This is a genomic window from Duganella phyllosphaerae (assembly GCF_001758785.1).
GTDB classification, from domain to species: domain Bacteria; phylum Pseudomonadota; class Gammaproteobacteria; order Burkholderiales; family Burkholderiaceae_D; genus Rugamonas; species Rugamonas phyllosphaerae.
Genome location: NZ_LROM01000138.1, coordinates 24070 through 49534, shown reverse-complemented (window position 1 = coordinate 49534; position 25465 = coordinate 24070). Strand labels below are relative to the sequence as shown.

Annotated in this window: 23 protein-coding genes and 1 tRNA gene; 12 read left to right on the top strand and 12 right to left on the bottom strand. The window is 63.5% G+C overall.

Features of this window, described 5'->3' with window-relative positions; all coding sequences use genetic code 11:
* Window positions 1-39 precede the first annotated feature (39 nt).
* Window positions 40-480: a c-type cytochrome gene (locus tag DUPY_RS23630; RefSeq protein ID WP_070251602.1), complete on the bottom strand. Its 441-nt coding sequence runs from the start codon at window positions 478-480 to the stop codon at window positions 40-42.
* A gap of 222 nt (window positions 481-702) precedes the next feature.
* Between DUPY_RS23630 and ribBA the strand changes: the two genes are divergently transcribed.
* The 5 genes from ribBA to DUPY_RS23605 all read left to right on the top strand — a co-directional run bounded on the left by ribBA (window position 703) and on the right by DUPY_RS23605 (window position 5357).
* Window positions 703-1812 carry a bifunctional 3,4-dihydroxy-2-butanone-4-phosphate synthase/GTP cyclohydrolase II gene (ribBA, locus tag DUPY_RS23625; protein ID WP_070251601.1) on the top strand — a complete coding sequence of 370 codons (1110 nt, stop codon included), beginning with the start codon at window positions 703-705 and terminating at the stop codon, window positions 1810-1812.
* A gap of 20 nt (window positions 1813-1832) precedes the next feature.
* On the top strand, window positions 1833-2321 hold the full coding sequence (gene ribH, locus DUPY_RS23620) for a 6,7-dimethyl-8-ribityllumazine synthase (protein WP_019920536.1): 489 nt from the start codon (window positions 1833-1835) through the stop codon (window positions 2319-2321).
* 27 nt (window positions 2322-2348) lie between these two features.
* A complete protein-coding gene (gene nusB, locus DUPY_RS23615) occupies window positions 2349-2819 on the top strand; it encodes a transcription antitermination factor NusB (RefSeq protein WP_019920535.1) in 471 nt (156 codons plus the stop codon).
* A 188-nt stretch (window positions 2820-3007) separates the two neighbouring features.
* On the top strand, window positions 3008-3301 hold the full coding sequence (locus DUPY_RS23610; protein ID WP_084640873.1) for a hypothetical protein: 294 nt from the start codon (window positions 3008-3010) through the stop codon (window positions 3299-3301).
* 151 nt (window positions 3302-3452) lie between these two features.
* Complete coding sequence (locus DUPY_RS23605; protein WP_070251599.1) at window positions 3453-5357, top strand: MFS transporter; 1905 nt, start codon at window positions 3453-3455, stop codon at window positions 5355-5357.
* Window positions 5358-5382: 25 nt separating this feature from the next.
* On the opposite strand, the gene DUPY_RS23600 is transcribed toward DUPY_RS23605, so the two are convergent.
* Both DUPY_RS23600 and DUPY_RS23595 read right to left on the bottom strand, forming a co-directional pair.
* Window positions 5383-6918: a hybrid sensor histidine kinase/response regulator gene (locus tag DUPY_RS23600; RefSeq protein ID WP_070251598.1), complete on the bottom strand. Its 1536-nt coding sequence runs from the start codon at window positions 6916-6918 to the stop codon at window positions 5383-5385.
* A 5-nt stretch (window positions 6919-6923) separates the two neighbouring features.
* Entirely contained in the window at window positions 6924-8435 is a 1512-nt protein-coding gene (locus DUPY_RS23595) for an ATPase domain-containing protein (protein ID WP_070251597.1), read from the bottom strand.
* Between the two features lie 246 nt (window positions 8436-8681).
* Between DUPY_RS23595 and DUPY_RS23590 the strand changes: the two genes are divergently transcribed.
* From DUPY_RS23590 to DUPY_RS23570, 5 genes are all read left to right on the top strand, one after another.
* On the top strand, window positions 8682-9884 hold the full coding sequence (locus DUPY_RS23590) for an efflux RND transporter periplasmic adaptor subunit (RefSeq protein WP_070251596.1): 1203 nt from the start codon (window positions 8682-8684) through the stop codon (window positions 9882-9884).
* A gap of 15 nt (window positions 9885-9899) precedes the next feature.
* Window positions 9900-13040 (top strand): efflux RND transporter permease subunit, encoded by a 3141-nt coding sequence (locus DUPY_RS23585; protein WP_070251595.1) that lies wholly within the window; start codon window positions 9900-9902, stop codon window positions 13038-13040.
* Window positions 13041-13051: 11 nt separating this feature from the next.
* Window positions 13052-14530 carry an AdeC/AdeK/OprM family multidrug efflux complex outer membrane factor gene (gene adeC / locus DUPY_RS23580; protein ID WP_070251607.1) on the top strand — a complete coding sequence of 493 codons (1479 nt, stop codon included), beginning with the start codon at window positions 13052-13054 and terminating at the stop codon, window positions 14528-14530.
* Window positions 14531-14597: 67 nt separating this feature from the next.
* Entirely contained in the window at window positions 14598-15212 is a 615-nt protein-coding gene (locus DUPY_RS23575; protein WP_070251594.1) for a TetR/AcrR family transcriptional regulator, read from the top strand.
* Window positions 15213-15272: 60 nt separating this feature from the next.
* Window positions 15273-15980, top strand: coding sequence for a fumarylacetoacetate hydrolase family protein (locus tag DUPY_RS23570; RefSeq protein ID WP_070251593.1), 708 nt, complete (start codon window positions 15273-15275; stop codon window positions 15978-15980).
* 75 nt (window positions 15981-16055) lie between these two features.
* Here the strand turns inward: DUPY_RS23570 and DUPY_RS29180 are convergent, their stop codons facing one another.
* Together DUPY_RS29180 and DUPY_RS29175 are read right to left on the bottom strand one after the other, a co-directional pair.
* Complete coding sequence (locus DUPY_RS29180; RefSeq protein ID WP_070251592.1) at window positions 16056-16280, bottom strand: hypothetical protein; 225 nt, start codon at window positions 16278-16280, stop codon at window positions 16056-16058.
* A complete protein-coding gene (locus tag DUPY_RS29175; protein WP_070251591.1) occupies window positions 16277-16501 on the bottom strand; it encodes an SIR2 family NAD-dependent protein deacylase in 225 nt (74 codons plus the stop codon). The genes DUPY_RS29180 and DUPY_RS29175 overlap by 4 nt, the downstream gene beginning before the upstream one ends.
* A 69-nt stretch (window positions 16502-16570) precedes the next feature.
* Here DUPY_RS29175 and DUPY_RS23555 point away from each other — a divergent pair.
* Window positions 16571-16647: transfer RNA gene (locus tag DUPY_RS23555), tRNA-Pro, on the top strand.
* Window positions 16648-16746: 99 nt separating this feature from the next.
* Here DUPY_RS23555 and DUPY_RS23550 read toward each other — a convergent pair.
* From DUPY_RS23550 to katG, 5 genes are all read right to left on the bottom strand, one after another.
* Window positions 16747-17661, bottom strand: coding sequence for a lipase secretion chaperone (locus DUPY_RS23550; protein ID WP_070251590.1), 915 nt, complete (start codon window positions 17659-17661; stop codon window positions 16747-16749).
* Between the two features lie 10 nt (window positions 17662-17671).
* Window positions 17672-18589, bottom strand: a complete 918-nt coding sequence (locus DUPY_RS23545) for a lipase family alpha/beta hydrolase (protein ID WP_070251589.1) — start codon at window positions 18587-18589, stop codon at window positions 17672-17674.
* A 254-nt stretch (window positions 18590-18843) separates the two neighbouring features.
* Window positions 18844-19140: a helix-turn-helix domain-containing protein gene (locus tag DUPY_RS27360; RefSeq protein WP_071651691.1), complete on the bottom strand. Its 297-nt coding sequence runs from the start codon at window positions 19138-19140 to the stop codon at window positions 18844-18846.
* Entirely contained in the window at window positions 19127-19471 is a 345-nt protein-coding gene (locus tag DUPY_RS23540) for a type II toxin-antitoxin system RelE/ParE family toxin (protein WP_208600093.1), read from the bottom strand. The genes DUPY_RS27360 and DUPY_RS23540 overlap by 14 nt, the downstream gene beginning before the upstream one ends.
* Window positions 19472-19689: 218 nt before the next feature.
* Window positions 19690-21933, bottom strand: a complete 2244-nt coding sequence (gene katG, locus DUPY_RS23535) for a catalase/peroxidase HPI (protein WP_070251588.1) — start codon at window positions 21931-21933, stop codon at window positions 19690-19692.
* 287 nt (window positions 21934-22220) lie between these two features.
* On the opposite strand from katG, the gene DUPY_RS23530 reads away from it, so the two are divergent.
* Window positions 22221-22568 (top strand): Arc family DNA-binding protein, encoded by a 348-nt coding sequence (locus tag DUPY_RS23530; RefSeq protein WP_084640871.1) that lies wholly within the window; start codon window positions 22221-22223, stop codon window positions 22566-22568.
* A gap of 40 nt (window positions 22569-22608) precedes the next feature.
* Here the strand turns inward: DUPY_RS23530 and DUPY_RS23525 are convergent, their stop codons facing one another.
* Both DUPY_RS23525 and DUPY_RS23520 read right to left on the bottom strand, forming a co-directional pair.
* Window positions 22609-23076, bottom strand: a complete 468-nt coding sequence (locus tag DUPY_RS23525) for a cyanophycin metabolism-associated DUF1854 family protein (RefSeq protein ID WP_070251586.1) — start codon at window positions 23074-23076, stop codon at window positions 22609-22611.
* 4 nt (window positions 23077-23080) lie between these two features.
* The gene (locus DUPY_RS23520; protein WP_084640870.1) at window positions 23081-25357 is read right to left on the bottom strand and encodes a cyanophycin metabolism-associated ABC transporter; all 2277 of its coding nucleotides are present in this window, start codon (window positions 25355-25357) and stop codon (window positions 23081-23083) included.
* Between the last annotated feature and the right edge of the window lie 108 nt (window positions 25358-25465).

Sequence of the window (25465 nt, the reverse complement as noted above, 5' to 3'; positions counted from 1 at the left end):
TGACAGTGCTGGCGGGCGAGGTCGGGGTGGACGCCAACGTCATCGGGGCGGCATATCTGGCGCTGCATGCTGCGTTCGCGCCGGGGTAAGGCCTGCGCCGACGCCGGGACTGGACAAACTCTGCAAGTAAGCAATCAGCGCCGCCCGTTCGGCTGAGCTGCTCACCTTGAAATCCATGTTCTGGCCCGGAATGAAACGCTCGGGATCGGTGAGCCACCGGTCGAGCGACCTGGCGTCCCACGTCACTTGCGAGCGCTTGAGCGCGCGCGAATAATCGTAGTCCTTGATGGCGCCGGCGCGGCGGCCGAACACGCCGCGATGGCGTGGGCCGGTCTCGTCGGTGTCGAGCGCATGGCAATCGGTGCAGCGTTGTTGCCACAGGCGCTGGCCCTGCTTGATCGCTGCCGCGCCCTGGGCGTGCGCCTGCGCTGCTGAGAAAATCAGGTACAGGGCAAGGCAGGTGGTCAGGCGCAAGGGCATCGCGGTCTCCGGGTGGGTGAGCCCATCTTACGCCTGGACTTGCTGCTGTAGAGCAAGATTACCCTTCAATCGCAAGAAACAGGCTGTTGATGTCACGGAATGTTTTCAAAAAGAAAAGCATCAGGCTGGCGGCCCAAGGATAAAAGCGGGCTTTTGCGGTGGGAGTGCCGTAAATCCATTAAAATACCGGGTTATTCTCGCATTAGCTCCCAAGGATTAAATATGTCAATTTCCAGCACCGAAGAAATCGTCGCCGAATTGCGCGCTGGCCGCATGGTGATCCTGGTCGATGAAGAAGACCGGGAAAACGAAGGCGACCTGGTGCTCGCGGCGGACTTCGTTACGCCGGAAGCCATCAATTTCATGGTCAAGCACGCGCGCGGCCTGGTATGCCTCACGCTCACCGAAGAACGTTGCGATCTGCTCGAGCTGTCGATGATGTCGTCGCGTAACGGCACCGCCTTTGGCACCAACTTCACGGTATCGATCGAAGCGGCCGAAGGCGTCACCACCGGCATCTCGGCTGCCGACCGCGCCAAGACCATCGAGGTGGCAGTATCGAAAGATGCCAAGGCCGTCGATATCGTCCAGCCGGGCCACATCTTCCCGCTCAAGGCTCAAAAGGGCGGCGTGCTGATGCGTGCTGGTCACACCGAAGCCGGTTGCGACCTGACCGCGATGGCCGGCTTGACGCCCGCCTCGGTGATCTGCGAGATCATGAAGGACGACGGCACCATGGCGCGCCTGCCGGACCTGATGGAATTTGCCAAGGAACACAAGCTGAAGATCGGCACCATTGCCGACCTGATCCAGTACCGCAGCCGCAACGAGTCGCTGGTGGAGCAGGTGGGCGAGCGCGTGCTCAACACCGCGCAAGGCCAGTTCCGCATGATCGCATACCGCGACAAGCCGAGCGGCTCGGCCCACCTGGCGCTGGTGCATGGCCAGATCGAAAAAGACAAGGACACCCTGGTGCGCGTGCACCAGCCGGTCTCCATACTCGACGTGCTGGAATCGGAAGCGACCACCCACTCGTGGAATTTGTCGTCGTCGCTGGCAGCGGTGAAAGCTGCCGACAGCGGCGTGATCGTGCTGCTCAACTGCGAAGAAACTGCCGAGCAGTTCTTCTCGCAGTTTGCCGCGCTCGACAAGCCGGAAGCCAAGCCGAAAGGCCGCGCGGCCAGCATGGACCTGCGCAGCTACGGCATCGGCGCACAGATCCTGCGCGAAGTCGGCGTGTGCAAAATGCAACTGCTGGCCAGCCCACGCAAGATGCCGTCGATGACGGGCTTCGACCTGGAAGTGACCGGCTACCTGGCCAAACCCAACTAACCTGATTAAAGAGGCTCATCATGACCGTAGGAAGCTACGATACCAACCTGAACGGCGACGGCCTGCGTGTCGGCATCGTTCAAGCCCGATTTAACGAAGACATCGGCCACGGCCTGCTGTCGTCCTGCCTGGCAGAACTGAAACGCCTGGGCGTGGAAGACGAAGACGTGCTGCACGTGACCGTGCCGGGTGCGCTGGAAGTGCCGCTGGTGCTGCAAAAAATGGCCGAGTCGCAGCAGTTCGACGCGCTGATCGCCCTCGGCGCCGTGATCCGAGGCGAAACGTACCACTTCGAGCTGGTCTCGAACGAGTCGGGCGCGGGCATCACCCGCATCGGCCTCGACTACGGCATCCCGATCGCCAACGCGATTCTCACCACCGAAACCGATGAGCAGGCAGAAGTGCGCATGGTCGAAAAAGGCACCGACGCCGCCCGTGTGGCAGTGGAAATGGCCAATCTGACCATCGCCCTCGAAGAACTCAATCAGGACCAGGGCGACGACGAATAAGTCGCGTCTTTAACAACAGGTAACCCCATGACAGATAAAAGCCTACACGCAAACCCCAGCAAGAACCGCACCCCGCGCCACCGCGCGCGCGAGTTCGCGCTGCAGGGCCTGTACCAGTGGCTGCTGAACAACGAGCCCGCCACCACGGTCGTCAACAACATCCGCGCCGCCCACGGCTTCGACAAGGCCGACGCCGAGCATTTCACCAAGCTGCTGTACGGTGCGATCCAGGACTCCGTGGCCCTGCGCGAAACGTTTGCGCCGCTGGTCGATCGCGGCATCAACGAGTTGTCGCCGATCGAGCACGCGGTGCTGTTGATCGGTGCCTACGAGCTGAAGAACAACCTCGAGATCCCTTACCGCGTGGTCATCAACGAAGCCGTTGAACTGACCAAGTCGTTCGGCGGTATCGATGGCCACAAGTACGTCAACGGCGTGCTCGACAAACTGGCGCCGAAGCTGCGTGCCGATGAAGTCGCAGGCGACAAGAAGCGCTGATCGCTCAACGAACGTGCAAGCATAGGCCGGGTCTGTTGCGGATCCGGCCTTTTTTTACGCCGGTCGCCCGCCAGCGTTAGCTGGCAGACCCAGCAAGCCAATCTCCGCTTGAAATGCAAACAATTCTCATTTACTATAAAATGAATGAGAATTATTCTCATCAATTTCAAAGTGACTGGGGCAACATCATGGCAAGCACGGAAATCACATCGATGCTCAATTGCGGGCTGATCGCTGCCTTGGCGGCGCTGTGCCTGTACCTTGCCTCGTCGCGCCAGCGCCTGTGGCCCGCTGCGCGCGCGCGCGCATATTTCCTGCGCTGGCTGTCGGTGCCGCTGCTCACCGGTGCGCTGGCAACAGTGGCCGAGGCTGCCGGCTTCTGGGCCGGCCTGGTGATCGTGTTGATTTCCATGGCAGCCGTATTGCTGGTAGTTCCTTCCATCGATCTCTGGCTGCAACGCGGCAAGCCGCAGCGGGCATAGTCAGCCCGGCGCTGGCCTCGGGCCTGGCCAGCGCTGCCGCAAGCGCCATCTGCTAGTACCATCATCAAGTTGCCTAATCGCATGTCGAGTCGCACCGGCGTGCGGTTATAATCCGCTCACTCTGGAAACTACAAGAACGGACCCGAGCAACATGAGCCAGCCCAACCAGTTTTCCCTGCTGAAGCAACGCCGCTTCGCTCCCTTCTTCTGGACCCAGTTTCTCGGCGCTTTCAACGACAACCTGTTCAAGACCGCGCTGATCGTCGTCATCACGTTCGATGCGCTGAGCTGGACCAATCTCGAGCCGTCGCTGGTCACCAACCTGATCCCCGGCCTGTTCATCCTGCCGTACGTGCTGTTCTCCGCCACCGCCGGCCAGCTGGCCGACAAGTTCGACAAGGCCGGCCTGACGCGCTGTGTCAAATGGCTGGAAGTGGCCATCATGGTCGTCGCGGGCATCGGCTGGATGACCCATCACCTGTGGCTGCTGGTCGCAGCAGTAGTGGGCATGGGTATCCATTCCACCCTGTTCGGCCCGGTCAAATATGCCTACCTGCCGCAGCACCTGAAAAAGGAAGAACTGATCGGCGGCAATGGCGTGACCGAGATGGGCACCTTTGTCGGCATCCTGGCCGGCGAGATCCTGGGCGCAATATTGGTGGTGATGCAGCCGCACGGCCTGTACTTCGAGGCGGGCGCCACCATCTTCGTGGCGGTCATCGGCCTGCTGGTCAGCTACCGGATTCCGCCATCGCCGGCGCCGTCGCCCGAGCTGAAAGTGGACTGGAATTTTGTCGCCGAATCGGTGCGCAACCTGCGCTTCTCGAGCAAGAACCGGGTCGTGTTCCAGTCAATGCTGGGCAACTCGTGGTTCTGGTTCTACGGCGCCGTGCTGCTGGCGCAGTTACCCGTGTATTCGAAGGATTACCTGCACGGCGACCACGGCGCGTTCGTGATGCTGCTCACCGTGTTTTCGCTGGGCGTGGGTTCGGGCTCGCTGCTGTGCGAGCGCCTCTCTGGCGGCAAGGTCGAAATCGGCCTGGTGCCGTTCGGCTCGATCGGCCTGACCATCTTCGGCGCCGACCTGTACTTTGCCAGCAACGCCTTTGCCATCAGTGGCGCAGCCCTGGCTGGCACCTCGGCCGACGTGATGACCTTGCTGGGACATCATGGTATCTGGCGCATCCTGTTCGACTTTTTGATGATCGGCATGTTCGGCGGCTTCTTCATCGTGCCGCTGTTTGCGCTGATCCAGCTGCGCGCCGATCCGGCCCACATCTCGCGCACCATCGCCGGCATGAACATCCTCAACGCCCTGTTCATGGTGGCGGCGGCCGGCATGGCCATCGTGCTGCTGGGCCAGGGCTTGACGATCCCGCAGTTGTTCCTGGTGACGGCTTTGCTCAACGCGCTGGTGGCGGTCTACATCTTCTCGCTGGTGCCGGAATTTTTGATGCGCTTCCTGGCCTGGCTGCTGATCCATACCGTGCACCGGGTGCACACGGTCAACGCCGAGCGCATTCCGTCCGAGGGCGCGGCGGTGCTGGTGTGTAACCACGTCAGCTATGTCGATGCGATCGTGATCGGCGCCATCGCCCCGCGCCCGATCCGCTTCGTGATGGACCACCGGATTTTCAAGACGCCGTTCCTGGGCTGGATCTTCCGCACCGCGCGCGCGATTCCGATTGCGCCGGCCAAGGAAGATCCGTGGCTGATGGAAAAGGCCTATATCGATATCGCCCAGGCGCTGCACGAGGGCGACATCGTCTGCATTTTCCCGGAGGGGCAACTGACCCGCGACGGCGAGATCAACCCGTTCAAGGGCGGCATCGCCAAGATCATCGAGCGCTCGCAAGTGCCGGTGATCCCGCTGGCGCTGCGCGGCCTGTGGGGCCACCTGCTGAGCCGCAACAAGGAAAACATCTTCAACCGCGCCTTCCACGCCGGCCTGCGCTCGAAGCTGGCGCTGGCCGTCGGCCAGCCGGTGGCGCCGCAGGATGTGACGCCAGACGGGTTGCGCGAGGATGTCGCTAAATTGCGTGGGGATTGGAAGTAGGGGCCTGCCCGCCAGCAATTCGAGATTACCGCGCCGCCTGTACTTGCTCGCGGTTATGCCGCGCGCCTGCCAGGCGGATGATCTGCGCCAGCTCCACCGGTTTGACCAGGTGATGGTCGAAGCCCACCTCGGTGGTGCGGCGGCGGGCATCGCTCTGGCCCCAGCCGGTGAGGGCGATGAGCAGGATCTTGCTGGCGCCCGGCTGCTGGCGGATGGCCCGCGCCGCCTCGTAACCATCCATGCCCGGCATGCCCAGGTCCATGATGATCATGTCCGGGATGCGCTCGGCCGCCGCAGCCACCGCCGCCGCGCCGCTGTACACGGCGCGCACGTCGAAGCCGTCCACTTCCAGCAGCGCCGCCAGCGAATCGGCGGCGTCCTGGTTGTCGTCCACCACCAGCACCTGCATGCGCTTGCCGTCGAGCGCGGCGTGGGCGGGCAGCGGGGCGCTTTCCTGGTCGTGGCCGGCGCTCACGTGCACGATCGGCAGCCGGATCACGAACTCGCTGCCCTTGCCGGCGCCGTCGCTCGACGCTGCCACCGAGCCGCCATGCATCTCGGCGAACTGGCGCGCCAGGCTCAAGCCGATACCGAGGCCGCTGGTGAACTGGCCGGCCACCGTGGTGCTCTGCTCGAACATGGTGAAGATGCGCGCCAGCGCTTCCGGCTCAAGGCCGATGCCGCTGTCGCGCAGCGACACCACCAGCACCTTGTCGGCGACATGCGCGCGCACCACCACGTGGCCGCCCTGGGGCGTGAACTTGATGGCGTTGGAGAGGATGTTGGCGAAGATTTGCACGATGCGCGCGTAGTCGGCGTTGAGCAGAATTTCGCTGACCGGCAGCTGCCACGCCACGTGGATCCGCTTGGCGCTGGCGGCCTGCGCGCATAGTTCGTTGACGTGGTTCATCACCGCCTGCAGCGCCACCAGCTGGTTTTGCAGCTTGATCTTGCCGCGCGTGATGCGGGCGACGTCGAGCAGGTCGTCCACCAGCCGCGTGAGCAGCTTGACCTGGCGCTCGACCATGTCGCGGATGCGCGCCACCGGCGCTGCGTCCGGGTACAGATGCGTAAGCAGCGAGACCGAGGTGCGGATCGGCGCCAGCGGGTTGCGCAGTTCGTGCCCCAGGCTGGCCAGGAATTCATCCTTGCGCCGGGCCGCCTCGCGCACCTGGTACTGTTTTTGGCGCGCGCGCAGCGTGGCCTGCAGCGCGGTGATCAGCGTGAGCGTGCGCACCGGCCGCTCGAGCAGGGTCAGGTTGCCCAGGCCGGCAACGGCGCGGCGCACGGTGGCCGAATCGGCGCCGTGGTGGGTGAGCAGCAGGATCGGCAGATCCGACCAGTCGGGCTGGCGCGCCACCACGTCGTGCAGCAGCTTGTAGCCGGCCGGCGTCAACGCTTCCTCCACCGTAAGCACGGCGCCCACGCCCTGGCCGAGCTGCTGTTCCAGCTCGGCCAGGGTGGCGCAGACGTGGCTGTCGAGCTTGGCCAGCGTCAGCACGCGCGCCGCCAGCGGACCATCCTGGCCGGTGGGCGCATAGATCAGGATGCGGGTTTCCATCGGCCTCAGATCTGGATATCGCCAGCGGGCTGGGAAAACGACTGGGCCACCTCGGCGCTGTCGTACGTGGGCACGCCGGTGAGGATGCCGTGGAAGCCACGCAGCACCGGCCCCACCTTGATGCCGCCGGTGCCCACCTCGAAGCGGCGGATGGTGCGTTCGTGCGCGCTGCCGCGCTTCTTGAAGACGGAAATGGCCTGCCGCACTTCGCCCTCGGCTTCGAAGTAGCGCAACATGATGATGTTGTCGGCGATGTAGCTGGCGTCCACCGCCGAGCTGGCGGTGCCGATCATGCCGCGCTGCACGCCGACGATGATGCTGACCACGCCGCGCTGGCCCAGGTACGTCAGCATCTCGTGCAGGTAGGTGGCCAGGAAGCGCTCGTCGGGCATGGCGTTCAGATACCCGTTCAGACTGTCGATCACCAGTATTTTTACGCCGCGTTCCACCGCCTGCACCACCGCGTGGGTCAGTTGGCCCGGTGCCAGTTCGGCCGGATCGACCTGCTGGATGGTGAGCAGGCCGCTGTCCTCGGCGCCAGCCAGGTCCAGGCCCAGGTTGGCGCAGCGGTTGAGCAGGTTGTTGCGCGCTTCCTCGAACAGGAACATGGCGCTCTTTTCGCCGCGCTGCGACGCCGCGTGCACGAACTGCGCCGCCAGCGACGACTTGCCGGTGCCGGACGGCCCGCTGATCAGGGTGCTCATGCCTTCTTCCAGGCCGCCGCCGATCAACTGGTCGAGCGCCGGCATGCCGGAGGACAGCTGGCGGCGGGCGCTGATGACGCGGCTGGAGGCTGCGACCAGGCGCGGATACACGCGCAAGCCGCCGCGCACGATCTTGTAATCGTGGGCGCCGCCGTGGAACGCGATGCCGCGATACTTGACCACGCGGATACGGCGCCGCTCGGCGCCGTAGGCCTGGTCGGCCAATTCGAGCGTGATGACCGCGTGCGCCACGCTGCGCACCTGCAAGTCGGTGGAGAGCGCGGTGCGGTCGTCGAGCAGCACGGTGGTGCAGGAGCGGCTGGTCAGGTACTGCTTGAGCGCGAGCACCTGGCGCCGGTAGCGCAGCGGGTTTTCGGCCAGCAGCTGCAACTCGGACAGCGAATCGAGCACCACGCGGCGCGGCCGCGATTTGTCGATGGCGGCCACGATGCGCTGGGTGGTGGTGCCCATCTCGATTTCGGCCGGGTGGAAGATGGTGTACTGCTGGTCGGGGTCGAGCGCGTTCTCGCCGGGGATGATTTCCTCGATCTGGATGCCGGCCATGTCCCAGCCGTGCGATTGCGCCACGCTGCGCAGTTCGACGGCGGTCTCGGCCAGCGTGATGTACAGCACGTGTTCGCCCTGGCGTGCACCTTCGATCAGAAATTGCAGCGCCAGCGTGGTCTTGCCGGTGCCGGGCTCGCCTTCGACCAGGTACAGGCGGTCGGCAGTGAGGCCGCCGCCCAGCACCTCGTCGAGGCCGGGCACGCCGCAGGAAAGAAAGTCGGTGGTATCGCTGTTTTGTGGTTCCATGGAACGGTCCGGTGGGAGTGGGCGCCGGCACAGTCACAGTCAAGTCACAGCCAGCGTATAACCTTGGCATCTTACCGCAATCTGACCTGGCCCGATGGGAGTTCTTGCCGTGCTGTCGCTCGATGACAATGTGCATGAATTGCTTCGCGGAATTAAATTTCAGCTTGACAGGGTTAGAATGATCGTTCATTCTAGCGTGTGTGTTTTTATAATCTCTCCAGAACTCTCCTCAGAAAGCCTCACCACATGGAAGCTCTTTTCTGCAAACCGTCCCTGCGGACGGCCGGGGTCGCAGCCCTGATCACTGCAACCGCCCTCGTGGCTGGTTGCTCCAAATCCACGTCCGAAGCACCTCAAAAACCGCAGGTGGCGGAAGTGGGCGTATACAAGGTGGTGCAAGAGCCACTGCAAATCACGACCGAACTGCCGGGTCGCACCAGCGCCTACCAGGTGGCTGAAGTGCGCCCGCAGGTCAACGGTGTGATTCAAAAACGCCTGTTTGTCGAAGGTTCCGACGTCAAAGCCGGTACCGCCCTTTACCAGATCGATCCGTCGATCTATCAAGCCAGTGTCAATTCGGCCAAGGCTGCGCTGGCCAAGGCCAAGGCCAATCTGCTGACCAGCGGTCCCAAGGCCGCACGCTACAAGGAACTGCTGGCCATCGAAGGCGTGAGCCGCCAGGATTACGAAGACGCGATCGCCGCCGACGCCCAGGCCCAGGCCGACGTGGAATCGGCCAACGCCGCGCTGCAGGAAGCCAATATCAACCTGCGCTACACAAACGTGTACGCACCGATCAGCGGCCGCATCAGCCGTTCGACCGTCACGCCTGGCGCGCTGGTCACCGCCAACCAGACCAATGCACTGACCACCGTGCAGCAACTCGATCCGATCTACGTCGACGTTACCCAGTCGAGCGAAGACCTGCTGCGCCTGAAGCGCGAAATGGCCGACGGCAGCCTGAAACAATCGGGCCAGGCCAAGGTCACGCTGGTGCTGGCCGACGGCACCAAGTATGCCGAAGCGGGCAAGCTGCAGTTCTCGGACGTGTCCGTCGACCAGGGCACCGGCAACGTCACGCTGCGCGCCATCTTCCCGAACCCGAAACAGAATCTCCTGCCAGGCATGTTCGTGCGCGCAGTGATCGAATCGGGCGTCGATGAAAAAGCCATCACCGTGCCGCAGCAGGGCGTTACCCGCAACCAGAAGGGCGAAGCCACCGCGCTGGTCCTGAACAAGGAAGGCAAGGTCGAACAACGCGTGCTGACCACCGCCGGCACCTACGGCAGCAAGTGGCTGGTCAAATCCGGCCTGGCCGATGGCGACCAGGTGATCGTCGAAGGCGTGCAGAAGGTCAAGCCGGGCGCGCCTGCCGTGGTCGCCAAGGCGCCTGCCGCCGCGCCTGCTGCCGCCGGTGCTGCACCGGCCGCTCCTGCCGCCAAGCAGTAATCGAGGAGATCACACATGTCCCGTTTCTTTATTGATCGCCCGATTTTCGCCTGGGTGATCGCGATCGTGATCATGCTGGGCGGCATCCTGTCCATCATGGGCCTGCCGATCGCCCAGTACCCCGCCATTGCGCCGCCGTCGATCTCGATCAGCGGCTCGTACCCGGGCGCCTCCGCCAAGACGGTGGAAGACGCTGTGACCCAGGTCATCGAGCAGAAGATGAAGGGTATCGACGGCCTGCGCTACATGGCCTCGTCGTCGGACTCGTCGGGCGGCATCAGCATCACGCTGACGTTCGAATCCGGCACCAACCCTGACATCGCGCAGGTGCAGGTGCAGAACAAGCTGCAACTGGCCACGCCGCTGCTGCCTACCGCTGTGACCCAACAGGGGCTGGTCGTCAACAAGGCCACCAAGAACTTCCTGCTGGTGATCGGCTTCGTGTCGCAAGACGGTTCGATGAACCAGGCCGACATCGGCGACTATGTCACCGCCAGCGTGCTCGATCCGATCTCGCGCGTGGAGGGCGTGGGCGACGTCACCAACTTCGGTTCGCAATACGCGATGCGCATCTGGCTCGATCCGGCCAAGCTGCAAAGCTACCAGCTCACGCCAGCGGACGTGACCACCGCCATCACCGCGCAAAACACCGAGGTGTCTGCCGGTGAACTGGGCGGCGCGCCAGCCGTCGCCGGCCAGCAGCTGAACGCTACCGTGTCGGCCCAGAGCCGCCTGCAAACGGCCGAACAATTCGGCGCCATCCTGCTGAAAACCACCACCAACGGTTCGACCGTGTACCTGCGCGATGTCGCCAAAATGGAACTGGGGCGCGAGAACTATTCGATCCTGGCCCGTTACAACGGCAACGCCGCCACCGGTATCGCCATCAAGCTGGCCACCGGCGCCAATGCGCTCGACACCGCCGAGGCGGTGAAGGCCAAGATCGCGCAGATGGAGAAGCAGTTCCCGCAAGGCTTGAAAGCCATGGTGGCGTTCGACACCACGCCGTTCGTCAAGATCTCGATCGAAGAAGTGGTGAAAACCCTGGTCGAAGCCGTGATCCTGGTGTTCCTGGTGATGTACCTGTTCCTGCAAAACTTCCGCGCCACGCTGATTCCGACGATGGCCGTGCCGGTCGTGCTGCTCGGTACCTTCGGCATCCTGTCGGTGCTCGGCTACTCGATCAATACGCTGACCATGTTTGCGGTGGTGCTGGCCATTGGTCTGCTGGTCGATGATGCGATCGTGGTGGTGGAAAACGTCGAGCGGATCATGACTGAAGAAGGGCTTTCGCCGGTCGAGGCTACTCGCAAGTCGATGGGCCAGATCAGCGGTGCGCTGGTCGGTATCGCCATGGTGTTGTCGGCCGTGTTCGTGCCGATGGCGTTCTTCGGTGGCTCCACCGGCGTGATTTACCGCCAGTTCTCGATCACGATCGTCTCTGCGATGGTGCTCTCGGTGATCGTCGCGATGATCTTCACGCCGGCGCTGTGCGCCACCATGCTCAAGCAGGTACCGAAGGGCCACACCATGGCCACCACCGGTTTCTTCGGCTGGTTCAACCGCAATTTCGATCGCGGCAATCGCAAGTACCAGGGCGTGGTTGGCTCCATCATCAACAAGAGCGGCATTTCGCTGGTCATCTACGCGCTGATCGTGGCCGTGATGGCGTTCGTGTTCCTGCGCCTGCCAACGTCGTTCCTGCCGGAAGAAGACCAGGGCGTGCTGTTTACCCAGATCCAGCTGCCGACCGGCGCTACGCAAGAGCGTACGCTCAAGACCATCGAGAAGGTCGAGCAGCACTTCCTGACCCAGGAGAAGGACTCGGTCGCATCGGTCTTCGCGGTGGCCGGCTTCAGCTTCGCCGGTAACGGCCAGAACACCGGTATCGCCTTTGTGCGGATGAAGGACTGGTCCGAGCGCAAAGGCAAGGATCACGCCGTGAGCGCAATCGCCGGCCGCGCCATGGGTGCGTTCTCGCAGATCAAGGATGCGATGGTATTCGCGTTCGCCCCGCCAGCGGTGCTGGAACTGGGTAACGCGTCCGGCTTCGACCTGATGTTGCAGGACACCGGTGGTGTCGGTCACGCGGCGCTGATGGCGGCGCGTAACCAGATGCTGGGCATGGCCGCGCAGAGCAAGGTCATTGTCGGCGTGCGTCCGAACGGCCAGGAAGATACGCCGCAGTACAAGATCACCGTGGACCAGCAAAAAGCCGTTGCGCTGGGCCTGGCGATCGCCGACGTCAACCGCGTGCTGAGCACCGCGTGGGGTTCGGCGTACGTCAACGACTTCATCGACCGTGGCCGCGTGAAGAAGGTGTACATCCAGGGCCAGGCCGAAGCACGCATGGTGCCGGAAGACTTGAACAAGTGGTTCGTGCGCAATGACGCTGGCGAGATGGTGCCATTCTCGGCCTTCTCGCACGGCGAGTGGATTTACGCGTCGCCGCGCCTGGAACGCTACAACGGCCTGCCGTCGGTCGAGATTCTCGGCCAGCCTGCGCCGGGCCAGAGCTCGGGCGCCGCGATGGCGGAAGTCGAAAGCATGGCGGCCAAACTGCCGCCGGGTATCGGCTACGAGTGGACCGGCCTGTCGACCGAAGAACGCGACTCCGGTTCGCAAACCACGCAGCTGTATGCGATCTCGATCCTGATCGTGTTCCTGTGCCTGGCCGCGCTGTATGAAAGCTGGTCGGTGCCGTTCTCGGTACTGCTGATCGTGCCGCTCGGTATTCTCGGTACGGTGCTGGCGACGTTCCTGTTCAAACTGTCGAACGACGTCTACTTCCAGGTGGGTCTGCTGACGGTGGTGGGGCTGGGTGCGAAGAACGCGATTCTGATCGTGGAATTCGCCAAGGACCTGCAGGAGCAGGGCGTGGAACTGAAGGAAGCGACCTTGCAGGCGGTGCATACGCGTCTGCGTCCGATCCTGATGACGTCGATCGCTTTCGGCCTGGGCGTGCTGCCGCTGGCAATCAGCAGCGGCGCCGGTTCGGGCAGCCAGAACGCGATTGGCGTGGGCGTGCTGGGCGGGATGCTGACGGCGACCTTCCTGGGCATCTTCTTCGTACCGTTGTTCTTCGTCCTGGTGCGCTCGCGCTTCAGCAAGCCTAAAGCCAAGCCTGCGGATACACCAGTTGTGGAGGCACATTAATCATGACAAGCATGCATAAATCCTTATTCACCCTGGCGGCGCTGGCGCTGCTGGGCGGTTGCAGCCTGGCGCCCGTGTACGAGCGTCCGGCAGCACCGGTGGGCCAGGCCTGGCCTGCCGGCGAAGCCTATAAAGGCTTGCCGGCAGCTGCGGCCGACGCCCGTCCGGCGTCCGAGATCCAGTGGCGCGAGTATTTTGCCGATGCGCGCCTGCGCCAGGTGATCGAACTGGCGCTGGCCAACAACCGCGACCTGCGCGTCTCCGTGCTCAATATCGAGCGTGCCCGCGCGCAGTACAACATCAGCAGCGCTCCACTGCTGCCGACCGTGGCCGCCGGTGTGGGCCAGAACGCCACCCGCACGCCGCGCACCATGACCGGTACCGGCGAAGCCGCGATCACCCGCCAGTACAGCGGCGGACTGTCGCTGGCCGCGTATGAGCTGGACTTCTTCGGCAAGGTGCGCAACGGCGCCGAAGCGGGCCTGCAAACCTACCTCGGCACCGAGGAAGCGCGCCGCACCCAGCAAATCAGCCTGGTGGCCGAAGTGGCCAATGCCTGGTTGACGCTCACGGCCGACCAGCAGCGTTTGAAGCTGGCGCAGGAAACCCTGCGCAGCCAGCAGACCACGTATGACCTGAGCCGCAAGCGTTTCGACGCCGGCGCCACGTCGGGCGTGGACGTGTACGACGCCCAGACCAGCGTGGAAACGGCGCGCAATGATGTGGCCACCTACACCGCGCAAGTGGCGCAGGACCAGAACGCGCTGAACCTGCTCGTCGGCGGCACCGTGCCGACCACGCTGCTGCCGGAAGGCGAGCTGGTATCGGTGACCGAACTGACCACGCTGCCGGGCAGCCTGCCGTCCGACCTGCTGCAACGTCGTCCCGACGTGCAGCAAGCCGAACGCGCGCTGCGCTCGGCCAACGCCAACATCGGCGTGGCGCGCGCGGCCTTCTTCCCCAGCATTTCGCTGACGGCGTCGGGCGGCAGCGCCAGCCGCGACCTGTCCGGCCTGTTCAAGGCCGGTTCGGGCACGTGGAGCTTCGCGCCGCAGATCAACCTGCCGATCTTCGACGGCGGCGTCAACCGCGCCAATCTCGATATCGCCAAGGCCGATCGCGACATCTCGGTGGCGCAGTACGAAAAGGCCATCCAGGTGGCGTTCCGCGAAGTGGCCGATGCCCTGGCCGTTCGAGGCACCATCGACGAGCGCCTGAACTCCCAGCAGGCGCTGGTACAAGCGACCGAGAAGAGTTACAGGATCAACGAAGCGCGCTACCGCAATGGCGCCGACACGTACCTCAACTCGCTGGTATCGCAGCGCGCGTTGTACCAGGCGCAGCAAGGCCTGATCACCACGCGCCTGAACCAGACCAGCAACGCCGTTACCTTGTACAAGGTGCTGGGCGGCGGCTGGCAGCCGGAGGCGGCACAGGTAACGCCTGCACCGCAGGCAACGCAAGCGGTGCAGCCGCCACCACGCGGCTGATCCTGCGACCATGCGGCGGCCGCGCTGATGTACCGATGTGCGGCCGCCGCCTACCCAAGGAAATATCATGACCACTTCTCCCGCAAAACGGCGAGTCGATCCCGAGAAGGCAGCGGGGCGGCGCAACCAGGTGCTGGAAGCGGCAGCCGTCTGCTTTGCACGCAGCGGCTTCCACGGCGCCAGCATGTCGGAGATCTCCAAGCAGGCCGGCATGAGCGCCGGCCATATCTATAACTACTTCGACGGCAAGAACGCGATTATTCTGGCCTTCGTCGATGCCCACTCCGAGTACGTGAGCGATATGCTGAGCAATCTCGGTTCGCTCGAGGATCCGCTGCAGGCGCTGGTGGACAACGCGGAGCGCCACGTCAACGACACGCTCGATCCGCAACCGTGGCACGTCTCCCTCGAGATGTATGCCGAGGCCTCGCGCAACCCGGACATCGCCGAGCGCCTGCGTGCGCACGAAGATTCCGCGCGCGGCCAGTTGATGGCGCTGGTCAAGCGCGGCCGTGAACGGCGCAACCTGGCGGTGGACGATGTGCTGCTCGACAGTCGCGTGGACACCATGATCGCGTACTTCCATGGCCTGACCGTGCGCGCTCTGCACCGCCCGGACATGAACCGCGCCGGCCTGGTGGAGGCGTTCCAGGTGTCGATGCGGGCCTTGCTGATGACCTGATGCAGGGCGCCAGCGTCTGTTGTACCATGTCCGGTATCCCCAACACGCTATCGGAGCATCATGACTGCCTATGTAATCCCCGCCCATGACATCGTCGGCCTGCCGGTTGCCGGCACCGACGCCCTGTTCCCCGTGCGCCGCGTGTACTGCGTGGGCCGCAACTACGCGGGCCACGCGCGAGAGATGGGTTCCGACCCGGACCGCGAACCACCATTCTTCTTCAGCAAACCAGCCGACGCCCAAGCCGTAATCCCGGTGGCGCCAGGCCAGGTGGCCGAACTGCCATACCCGCCCGTAACCGCCAATCTGCACTACGAGTGCGAACTGGTGGTGGCGATCGGCAAAGGCGGCAGCAACATCGCCGTCGCTGACGCAGCGAGTCACATCTTCGGTTACGCGGTTGGCTTCGACATGACCCGCCGCGACCTCCAATTCAAGATGCGCGACGCCGGCCGCCCGTGGGAAATCGGCAAAGCCTTCGACTACTCGGCGCCGATCGGTGTGATCACCCCGGCCGCCCAAGCCGGCGACATCAACAACGCCGCGATCGAACTGAAGGTCGATGGCGTGACCAAGCAGACGTCTAGCATCGACGACCTGATCTGGTCAATCGACGAAACCATCGCCAACCTGTCCACGCTGTTTACGCTGGCCCCCGGCGACCTGATCTTCAGCGGCACACCGGAAGGTGTAGGCGCGGTGGTGCGCGGCCAGGTGCTGGTGGGTACCGTTGCCGGCATCGATGGCATCACGGTAAAAATCGTATAAACGATATCGATCGCTATCTGTAAATCCGTCATCCCCGCGCAGGCGGGGATCCATAGACCCGGCAATCCGCTGCACTCATGCGCGAAGCACCCGATCAATCGCCACCAGCCCCGCCAGCGCCTCGCAGCCCAGCCCCACATCCAATGTCGAGCCAACGCCCGCTTCACGCGGATTAATCCGCACCAGCCGCCCACCGTAATCGCGCACCACCCGCTGGCTGAAATGCCGCACCGCCGTATTCATCAAGCGGCAGGCCGCCTGATCGACCTGCGGCACAAACCCGTCCGCCGGCCAGATCACCTCGCCAGCGCCGCATCCTCCTCGAACGTACGCGGCGACGCCACGCTGGCAAACGCCAGCTGCGCGCGTGCCAGGGCAGGATAGGCCTTCCAGAAACCCTCGTTGCCACGAAAATCGGGCAAGCCGGAATCGACGCCCATGCCAGCGCCGGCGGCAACCAGCAGCAGGTCGGCCTGGTCAATGAGGGAAGCGGCGCGGATGATGTCGGCGGTGGTGGTCATGGCAGATATTACCCGGCACAACACAAACATGACAAATGCTTACAGTGGCTGCTATAATCTCGGCCTAGTCGGGGCGTAGCGCAGCCTGGTAGCGTACGTGCATGGGGTGCACGGGGTCGGAGGTTCGAATCCTCTCGCCCCGACCAATAGAATCAAGGACTTGGGCCAATCTTCGGATTGGCCTTTTTCTTGCCCGGTAGCCCTACCGGTGGGATCGAGCTCTCGAGCGTATCTCACGCTTCCAGCTAGTACGCCCCCAGCCGCCGTTGCTCATCCTGCGAGAACAGCCCATCGGTCACCCGCTGCACCTGCGCTGGATCCTGCCCGCCAGCCCCCAGTGCCGCCTTCTGAGCGCGCCACGTCGTGATGCGCTGCTGCCACTGCGCTTCCTCGCGATCGAGTTCACCGAGCCGCGCCGCCGCTTCCGGCGTGAACGTGGCTGCCCGCAGCCGGTAGACCTCGTTGTCGCCGCCACCTTGTGCCCGCAGCGCGCGCACCGCGGTGTCGAGCGCGCTGACCTGCTGCGGCGCGTCTCGTGCCAGACGCTGGGCTGGCGGTAGCGCCGCGTCCAGCGCAGCGAGCTTGCGCTGGCGCTGCGCTTCGTCCAGCGTGCTGTCGGCCATGACCGCCAGGCGCGCCACGGCGTCGTCATCGCGCGCGTCTTCCTCGCCGAACAGGCCGGTGCTTTCCTGCGGCGTGAAATAAGTGGCGCGCAGGGCGCGCTTCGCTTGCAGCCTGGCCTGCGCCGCTTGCAGCGGATTGGCGGACGGCTGCAAGCCTTGTTCGATGCCGGCCAGCGCCTGCTTGTAGGCGAGATAGGCGCCCAGCAGGCGCTTCGCTTCGCGTGCCGGCGCTGGCGCCAGGCGCCGCTCGAGTTCCAGTTCGATCTGGCTGCGGATCGTGGCCAGCGGCTTTTCGCCGATGCCCGCCAGGTAGTAGTCGAACAGGTGGCCCAGTTCTGCATCAACGACCAGCGCGTCGCCGGCGGCGACGGTCACATTGCCGTCGGGGCGTGTGCCATCCATCGAACGCACGAACGCGAACAGATCGGGGTCTGGTTTCTGCGGTGACGGCGCTGGCGCCTCGCTGCGTGCCAGCGTCCAGCACAGCGCCAGGGCGCCGAAGGCGCCAGCCACAATCAATGTCATGTTCGTGCGCATGGCAGCCTCCTTACAAGCCCAGGCCCTGCAAGCGGTTGGCCTGCTGGCGGAACACGGTCACGGGCGAGGTCTCGAACAGGTTGACGATGCCGACGAACTGGTTGATTTCATCGAGGTGGTTCATGGCGTAGTCGTCGCGAATGACCTTGCCCAGGTGGCTCGAGCAGCTGCTGACCAGGCCATCGTTCCTGGCGCCGCCGAAGGCCAGGCTGATGACGGCCAGCGCGGGATCGCCCACGTCGAGTGCATTGGTGTAGGGCTGGGCGCCGCTCCAGGAAAAGTAGTACACGCCGCGTTCCTGGTAGGCGCCTTCGCCGCAGGCGGTGGTCGGCACGCCTTGCGGATGGCGGCGGTTGAAGGCCAGCGAACCGGCGGTCGAGAGCGAGGTGATCGCCGCGCCGGCGTTCTGCGGCAAGCCCTTGTTGCCGGAGATGATGCCGATCAGCGAGGCGAGGGCGTCGCCCAGTGCGGCGCCGCTATTGGGGATGGTGCCGGCCAGGATGTCCGCCACGGCCGAACCCTTGTTGACGCCGGCCACGCTGGTCACCGACGCCACCAGGTCGGGCCGCACCGAGGCGACATAGCGCGCGGTCGGGCCGCCGTGGCTGTGGCCGATCAGGTTGACCTTGGCCGCGCCGGTGACGGCGAGGATTTGCCGCACCTGTGACAGCAATTGTTCGCCACGCACTTCGGTGCTGTTGGCGCCCGACACGGTCACCGTGTAGACCTTGGCGCCGCCGCTGCTCAAGGCGGCGGGAATGCCATAAAAATACTCGACGGGACCGATCTTGTCGAAACCGAACAGGCCGTGTACGAGGACGATGGGATACCTGGTTTGTGTGTAGCCGGCAGCACCGGCGGTGGCGGGCAAACCGATACAGCAGGCCAGGACGAGGGTAGATAGCAGTTGCCAGAAGCGAGTCTTCATTTTGTCTCCATTATATTTTTTTGGGAAATGTCGATGCTGCAGCGGACCAGTTACCGGCGTCGCCCACTGGCGCGATCTTTGTCGCGGTTAATAAAGCAAGCGCTCGGTCTTTTTAATGTATCACTGGCATGCCTGAATGGCTTCCCATTTCGATATTGCAGTGCAATAAGGCGATCTGAGGCGGTGTCAGAATGCAGCGCGAGTGGAGGTGGGATGAGCTGCGCTGACTGCTTGATGAGGACAGATTTCTTAATTTAGGCTGCCTGCGCTGCAATTTTTCTGACGTCGAAATGAACCCGATGACCAAGCGCAGAAATGATATTGACGAGCGCATCCAGAGAGAATTTCGACACGCGGCCGCGCAGCAAATCATTAATACGGGGTTGGGTAACGCCGCAATGGGTCGCAGCATCTGCCTGCTTCCAGGCGTTGTTTCTAATAATTTTCGTGATCAAGAGCATCAACTCGGCACGGGCTTGAAGATTTGCCGCTTCGGCTGGCGAGTCTGCTATCGCATCCCATGAGGTGTTGAATGTTTCAATTTTTTCCATGTTGCTGCTCCTTTACCTGTCTATACCGGCGCTTGGCCAAATCGATGTCGGACTGAGAAGTCTGCATGGTCTTTTTCTGAAAAGAATGAAGCACAAAGACATACTCTTGAAACTGCGCTGTATAAACCACACGGAACGTACCGCACTCATCCCACACCCTTAGCTCTTGCACGCCCGGTCCGATAGAAGGCATGGGCTTGAAGTCCCTGGGCTGCTGGCCGCGCTGAACCTTGTAAAGTTGAAACCCGATGTCCTGCCTCACCGCTGCAGGAAAGCTACGCAAGTGCTTCAGGCTATCGCCTACAAAAGCCAGGGTCTTTATCGTATTCATGAATACGCATATGGGAAATTATATCCATATAAGGATAATTTTCAATCGTTGTGGATGCATGGTGCACGCATTGCTCTGGGTGAGAGATACGTGATTTAGATCATCCAACCTCAATATGGTTTCGCTTCGTCTCCGATGCCATCAAAAATAAAAAGCGGGCGGCTCGCTACCGAACCGCCCGCATCTCCTGAGCCCGCTATTTCAGGCTCACACGGCGATCAACGCCCCAATTCCATCACCTTGCTCCAGGCCGCCACGAAGTCGCCCACGAACTTCTGTTCGCCGTCGGCGCTGCCGTACACCTCGGCGATCGCGCGCAGGTGGGCGTTCGAGCCGAACACCAGGTCGACGCGGCTGGCGCGCCAGGTGATGGCGCCGGTTTTGCGGTGGCGGCCTTCGAACGCGGTCGCATCCGCCGACGTCGCCGTCCACACCGTGCCCATGTCGAGCAGGTTGACGAAGAAGTCGTTGGTCAGCGTGCCCAGACGGGTGGTGAACTGGCCCGCGTCGGACTGCGGGCTGTTGGCGCCCAGTACGCGCAGGCCGCCGACCAGCACGGTCATCTCCGGCGCGGTCAGGGTCAGCAACTGGGCGCGGTCCACCAGCAGGGCTTCGGCCGGCACGGCGTAGCGCACCTTCTGGTAGTTGCGGAAGCCATCGGCGACCGGCTCGAGCTCCTCGAACGAGGCCGCATCGGTCTGCTCCTGCGTGGCGTCGGTGCGGCCAGGCGTGAACGGTACCGTGACGGTGTGACCGGCCTGCTTGGCAGCCTGTTCGACTGCGGCCGCGCCGCCCAGCACGACCAGGTCGGCCAGCGACACGCGCTTGCCGCCGGCAGCCTTGCCGTTGAAGTCGGCCTGCACCTGCTCGAGCGCTGCCAGTACCTTGGCTAGTTGCTCAGGCTGATTGGCGGCCCAGTCCTTTTGCGGCGCCAGGCGCACGCGCGCGCCGTTGGTGCCGCCGCGCAAGTCGGAGCCGCGATACGTCGATGCCGAGGCCCAGGCCGTCGAGACCAGTTCGGCGACCGTCAGGCCCTTGGCCAGGATCGCGGCCTTCAACGCGGCGCTGTCGGCAGCGTCGATCAGCGGGTGATCGACTGCGGGTACCGGGTCTTGCCAGATGAAGTCTTCGGCAGGAACATCGGCGCCGAGGTAGCGGCTTTTCGGTCCCATGTCGCGGTGGGTGAGCTTGAACCAGGCGCGAGCAAACGCTGCGGCGAACTCTTCCGGGTTGGCCAGGAAGTGGCGCGAAATCGGCTCGTAGATCGGGTCGAAGCGCAGCGCCAAGTCGGTGGTCAGCATGGTCGGCAGCAGTTTCTTCGACGGATCGTGCGCATGCGGGATCACCGCTTCGGCATTCTTGGCGAACCACTGGTGGGCGCCGGCCGGGCTCTTGCCCAGTTCCCATTCGAAGCCGAACAAGTGCTCGAAGAAGTCGTTGCTCCACTTGGCCGGGGTCTTGGTCCACGTGACTTCCAGGCCGCTGGTAATGGTGTCGCCGCCCTTGCCGCTGCCAAACTTGTTATCCCAGCCGAGGCCCTGGGCGGCGATGCCGGCCGCTTCCGGTTCGGGGCCGACATTGTCGGCCGGGCCGGCGCCGTGGGTCTTGCCGAGGGTGTGGCCGCCGGCGATCAGCGCCACGGTTTCCGCGTCGTCCATGCCCATGCGGCCGAAAGTGTCGCGAATATCGTAGGCTGCCAGCAGCGGATCGGGATTGCCGTCCGGGCCTTCCGGGTTCACGTAGATCAGGCCCATCTGCACTGCGGCCAGCGGATTTTCCAGGTTGCGGCTGTGGACGTCGCCGTCGGCGTCGTCGTCCGAGACCAGCACGCCGCCCGCTTTTTCAACACCGTCGCTGCCGTGGGCATAGCGCACGTCGCCGGCGAGCCAGGTGGTTTCGCGGCCCCAGTACACGTCCTGGTCCGGTTCCCACGTATCGACGCGGCCACCGCCGAAGCCGATGGTCTTCAGGCCCATGTTTTCCAGCGCCACGGTGCCGGTCAGGATGATCAGGTCGGCCCACGAGATCTTGCGGCCGTACTTTTGCTTGATCGGCCACACCAGGCGGCGCGCCTTGTCCAGGCTGACGTTGTCGGGCCAGCTATTGAGTGGCGCGAAACGCTGCTGGCCACGGCGGGCGCCGCCGCGGCCGTCGCCTTTGCGGTAGGTGCCGGCGCTGTGCCAGGCCATGCGGATGAACAGTCCGCCATAATGGCCGAAGTCGGCCGGCCACCAGTCCTGCGAATCGGTCATCAGGGCAGCGAGGTCGCGTTTGACGGCTGCCAGGTCGAGGCTTTCGAATTCCTTGCGATAGTCGAAGTCGGCGCCCATCGGGTCCGACTTGGCGGAGTGCTGATGCAGCAGGTCGAGGCGCAGCTGGTCGGGCCACCAGTCACGGTTGGTGGTGCCGGCGTTGTTGGCCTGGCTGAAAGGGCACTTCGACGTGCTTTGGTCATTGCTCATTATTTATTCCTTTGTTGAATAAGGGGCGCTCTGCGGACTCATCATAACTGAACGCCCAAGCGCTGCCATCACCCACAAAGCGGGGGGAACCGTTAGTACCAAAAAATGAAACCGCTGGTTTTACGCGAGCGGCGTTCGACAGGTAGGGGTAAATCGGGCAGGTGCAGGTTGGTGCTGAATTTGTGTCGCTACCAGGTCATCTTTTTGCTATTTCAAACCGTTTTGTCACTATTTCCAGAATTTCAGGCACTAGCGGCTTTGCTGCGTTGATGCCAAGATAGCGCCCTATGACAAACATCTATCGTAGTCAATTCCGCATGCCTTTCTCGCTGTTCGAAAAGTTGAAGGCAGAAGCCGGCAGGGCCGGCCGCAGCGTCAACGCCGAACTGGTGGGACGGCTGGAGCGCAGCCTCACTGACAGCTCCAACGACATCGATATGCGCATCATCTTCGAGGCGCTCGAGCGGCTATCGAAGCGCAACCCCGACTTGCGCTACAGCTTCGGCGTCAACCTCGGCCCACAGAACGACGTACGCCCATCCGAAATCGAACGCGGCAACTGGACCCTGGCGGCCGATCCGGGCAACCCGGTGGCGGACCTGATTGCCCAAAAAGAGGCCGGCGATTCGGCCTGATACTGATAAGCACAAGGGGCCAAAGAAGCGCTGAACCGTTTTACAGGAAACGGTCCAGAATCTTCTTGCTGTGCTTGTCCAACTCCCGCACATCGCGCACCAGGAAGTGGATGCCGTGGATGTCCGATATCAAGAGCGTATCGGCCGTCAGCCGGCGGATGTCTTCTTCGCCGCGCAGCACGAATTCGGTGTCGCCGCGGTCGGTATTGACGGTCCAGGTGCACGGCGTGGCGAAGCTGGTCACGGCCACGATGCGGCTGATCTCGGGCATGAATTCGCGCCCGGACAATTCCTCGCGTACTAGCGCGCCCACCGCTGCCGGCAAGTCCTCGATGCGGTCGATCCAGGCCACCTCCTTGCCGTCATGGTTTACCAGCGCGATGCCGTCTTCGGGCGCCTGCACCGGGAAAGCGCGCACTGCCGCCACGCCTTCGTGTACCACTCCCTCGGCCGTGGTCAGTACCAGCTTGCCGAACGGGTTGCGTATCAGTTCAAAGTTGATGCTCATCTGCTTAATCCTTGCTGCCACGGTCATCGAGGTCCGTGTCCACGTTGCGGGCTTGCGCCTGTACCAGGCGGTAGTACGCGCCTTCCTTGGCCATCAGTTCATCGTGGCCGCCTTCTTCCACCACCACGCCACGGTCCATCACCACCAGGCGGTCGGCTTTCGCCAAGGTGGACAGGCGGTGGGCGATGGCAATCGTGGTGCGGCCTTTGACCAAATTCTCCAGCGCGCGCTGGATTTCTTTTTCGGTCTCCGAGTCCACCGAGGCAGTCGCTTCGTCGAGGATCAGGATCTTCGGGTCGATCAGCAGCGCACGCGCGATCGAGATGCGCTGGCGCTCGCCGCCTGACAAACCCTGGCCGCGTTCACCGACCATCGAATCGTAACCCTGCGGCAGGCGCAAGATGAATTCGTGGGCGTGGGCGGCGCGGGCGGCAGCCATGATTTCGGCGCGGGTGGCGTCCGGCTTGCCATAGGCGAGGTTCTCGGCGATGGTGCCGAAGAACAGGAACGGCTCCTGCAGCACCAGGCCGATCTGGCGGCGATAGTCGGACACGGCCAGCGAACGGATATCGACGCCATCGAGCATGATGGCGCCTTCGGCCACGTCGTAGAAGCGGCAGATCAGGTTGACCAGCGTCGATTTGCCGGAGCCCGAGTGGCCGACCAGACCAACCATTTCGCCGGCCTTGATGTCGAGGTTGATGCCGCGGTTGACCGCGCGGTTACCGTAGCGGAAACCCACTTCGCGCAAGGTGATATTGCCTTCCACCTTGGCCAGCTTGACCGGGTTGACCGGATCGGGCACCGACGACACGTGGTCGAGAATATCAAAGATACGCTTGGCCGCCGATGCCGACTTTTGCGTGACCGAGACGATGCGGCTCATCGAATCGAGGCGGCCGTAGAAGCGGCTCGAGTAAGCGATAAAGGCCGACAGCACACCGACCGTGATATTGCCCTTCGATACCTGGTAGATACCGAACACCCAGATCACCAGCAGGCCCAGTTCGGTCAGGAACGACACGGTGGGCGAAAACAGCGACCAGATTTTATTGAGTTTGTCGTTGACGGCCAGGTTGTGCTTGTTGGCGGTGCGGAAGCGCGCCGCTTCGCGCGTCTCCTGCGCAAAGGCTTTCACCACGCGGATGCCGGGGATGGTATCGGCCAGCACGTTGGTCACTTCGCCCCACACGCGGTCGATCTTTTCAAAGCCGGTGCGCAGGCGGTCGCGCACCAGGTGGATCAGCCAGGCGATGAAGGGCAGGGGCGCCAGCGCGAAGATGGCCAGGTACGGATCGATCGAGAACAGGATCACGCCGGTCATGATGATCATCAGGCAGTCGGACGCAAAGTCGAGCAGGTGCAGCGACAGGAACACGCAAATGCGATCGCTCTCGCTGCCGATGCGCGACATCAGGTCGCCCGTGCGCTTGCCGCCGAAGTATTCGAGCGACAGCCGCAGCAGGTGGTCGTAAGTCTCGGTGCGCAGGTCGGCGCCGATGCGCTCGGACACCAGCGCCAGCACATAGGTCTTGGCCCAGCCGAAAATCCACGCCAGCACCGCCGCGCCCACCAGGCCCGACATGTACAGCGCCACCAGGCTCGAATCGACCGGCGTGCCGTTCTGGTACGGGATCAGCACCTTGTCCATCAGCGGAATGGTCAGATACGGCGGGATCATGTGGGCGCCGGTGGACAGCAGCATCAGCAAGAAGCCCAGGCCCAGTTGCAGCTTGTAGGGGCGGGCAAAGCGCCACAGGCGGAACAGGGTCCACGTGGATGGCGGCGTGTACACCACCTTGGTGCAGACCGGGCATTCTTCCTGGTCCGGTTCGAGCGGCGCCTTGCAGCTCGGACAGACGTTGGTGTCGTCGACGATGAGCGGCTGGCCGCTGGCGTGGCTGTCGCGCTGGGCGGCAAATTGTTCGACCAGGCGGATCGCCTGCAGGTTCTGGCCCAGGGTAAAGCGCCAGGCCGCCAGGCGGCCGCGCGCGGACACCAGTTCCAGGTGGCCCACGCCCGCATGATCGTGGTGTTCCAGCGACAAGTCGAACGAGAACGGCCACGCCTGCCATTGCTCCTGGCCCGGTGCGCGCGCCAGCAAACGGGTGTTGGTGATGATCAGGATACCCTTGGCGAAACGAAGTTGCTGATCCAGGTCAACCTCCAGGGCACTTACAACGTTTTCCCCTTGGGAAAGTTGTGCCTGTATATCGGAACGCCAGCGGTCGGGCAGCTCGCCGCCGGAGCTCGATAAGGTGGAAAGTTGTTGGCTTGTCATTGTGTGGCGTACTCCGGATCGGGGATAAAGGCGCCGTGCAGGCCGCAATAGATCTACATGGCTGCGACATGCGCGATTTCAATCGGGCGATGACGCTGGTAAAAGTGA

Excerpts from the sequence above, each read along its gene's own strand:
- DUPY_RS23545 (WP_070251589.1), bottom strand. The coding sequence starts at position 18,589 with ATGAAGACTCGCTTCTGGCAACTGCTATCTACCCTCGTCCTGGCCTGC.
- DUPY_RS23585 (WP_070251595.1), top strand. The coding sequence starts at position 9,900 with ATGTCCCGTTTCTTTATTGATCGCCCGATTTTCGCCTGGGTGATCGCG.
- DUPY_RS23520 (WP_084640870.1), bottom strand. The coding sequence starts at position 25,357 with ATGACAAGCCAACAACTTTCCACCTTATCGAGCTCCGGCGGCGAGCTG.
- DUPY_RS23610 (WP_084640873.1), top strand. The coding sequence starts at position 3,008 with ATGGCAAGCACGGAAATCACATCGATGCTCAATTGCGGGCTGATCGCT.
- DUPY_RS23530 (WP_084640871.1), top strand. The coding sequence starts at position 22,221 with ATGACAAACATCTATCGTAGTCAATTCCGCATGCCTTTCTCGCTGTTC.
- DUPY_RS23630 (WP_070251602.1), bottom strand. The coding sequence starts at position 480 with ATGCCCTTGCGCCTGACCACCTGCCTTGCCCTGTACCTGATTTTCTCA.
- DUPY_RS27360 (WP_071651691.1), bottom strand. The coding sequence starts at position 19,140 with ATGGAAAAAATTGAAACATTCAACACCTCATGGGATGCGATAGCAGAC.
- nusB (WP_019920535.1), top strand. The coding sequence starts at position 2,349 with ATGACAGATAAAAGCCTACACGCAAACCCCAGCAAGAACCGCACCCCG.
- DUPY_RS23570 (WP_070251593.1), top strand. The coding sequence starts at position 15,273 with ATGACTGCCTATGTAATCCCCGCCCATGACATCGTCGGCCTGCCGGTT.
- DUPY_RS23590 (WP_070251596.1), top strand. The coding sequence starts at position 8,682 with ATGGAAGCTCTTTTCTGCAAACCGTCCCTGCGGACGGCCGGGGTCGCA.
- DUPY_RS23575 (WP_070251594.1), top strand. The coding sequence starts at position 14,598 with ATGACCACTTCTCCCGCAAAACGGCGAGTCGATCCCGAGAAGGCAGCG.
- ribH (WP_019920536.1), top strand. The coding sequence starts at position 1,833 with ATGACCGTAGGAAGCTACGATACCAACCTGAACGGCGACGGCCTGCGT.
- DUPY_RS23605 (WP_070251599.1), top strand. The coding sequence starts at position 3,453 with ATGAGCCAGCCCAACCAGTTTTCCCTGCTGAAGCAACGCCGCTTCGCT.
- DUPY_RS23595 (WP_070251597.1), bottom strand. The coding sequence starts at position 8,435 with ATGGAACCACAAAACAGCGATACCACCGACTTTCTTTCCTGCGGCGTG.
- DUPY_RS23525 (WP_070251586.1), bottom strand. The coding sequence starts at position 23,076 with ATGAGCATCAACTTTGAACTGATACGCAACCCGTTCGGCAAGCTGGTA.
- DUPY_RS29175 (WP_070251591.1), bottom strand. The coding sequence starts at position 16,501 with ATGACCACCACCGCCGACATCATCCGCGCCGCTTCCCTCATTGACCAG.
- adeC (WP_070251607.1), top strand. The coding sequence starts at position 13,052 with ATGCATAAATCCTTATTCACCCTGGCGGCGCTGGCGCTGCTGGGCGGT.
- DUPY_RS23600 (WP_070251598.1), bottom strand. The coding sequence starts at position 6,918 with ATGGAAACCCGCATCCTGATCTATGCGCCCACCGGCCAGGATGGTCCG.
- DUPY_RS23540 (WP_208600093.1), bottom strand. The coding sequence starts at position 19,471 with ATGAATACGATAAAGACCCTGGCTTTTGTAGGCGATAGCCTGAAGCAC.
- katG (WP_070251588.1), bottom strand. The coding sequence starts at position 21,933 with ATGAGCAATGACCAAAGCACGTCGAAGTGCCCTTTCAGCCAGGCCAAC.
- ribBA (WP_070251601.1), top strand. The coding sequence starts at position 703 with ATGTCAATTTCCAGCACCGAAGAAATCGTCGCCGAATTGCGCGCTGGC.
- DUPY_RS23550 (WP_070251590.1), bottom strand. The coding sequence starts at position 17,661 with ATGCGCACGAACATGACATTGATTGTGGCTGGCGCCTTCGGCGCCCTG.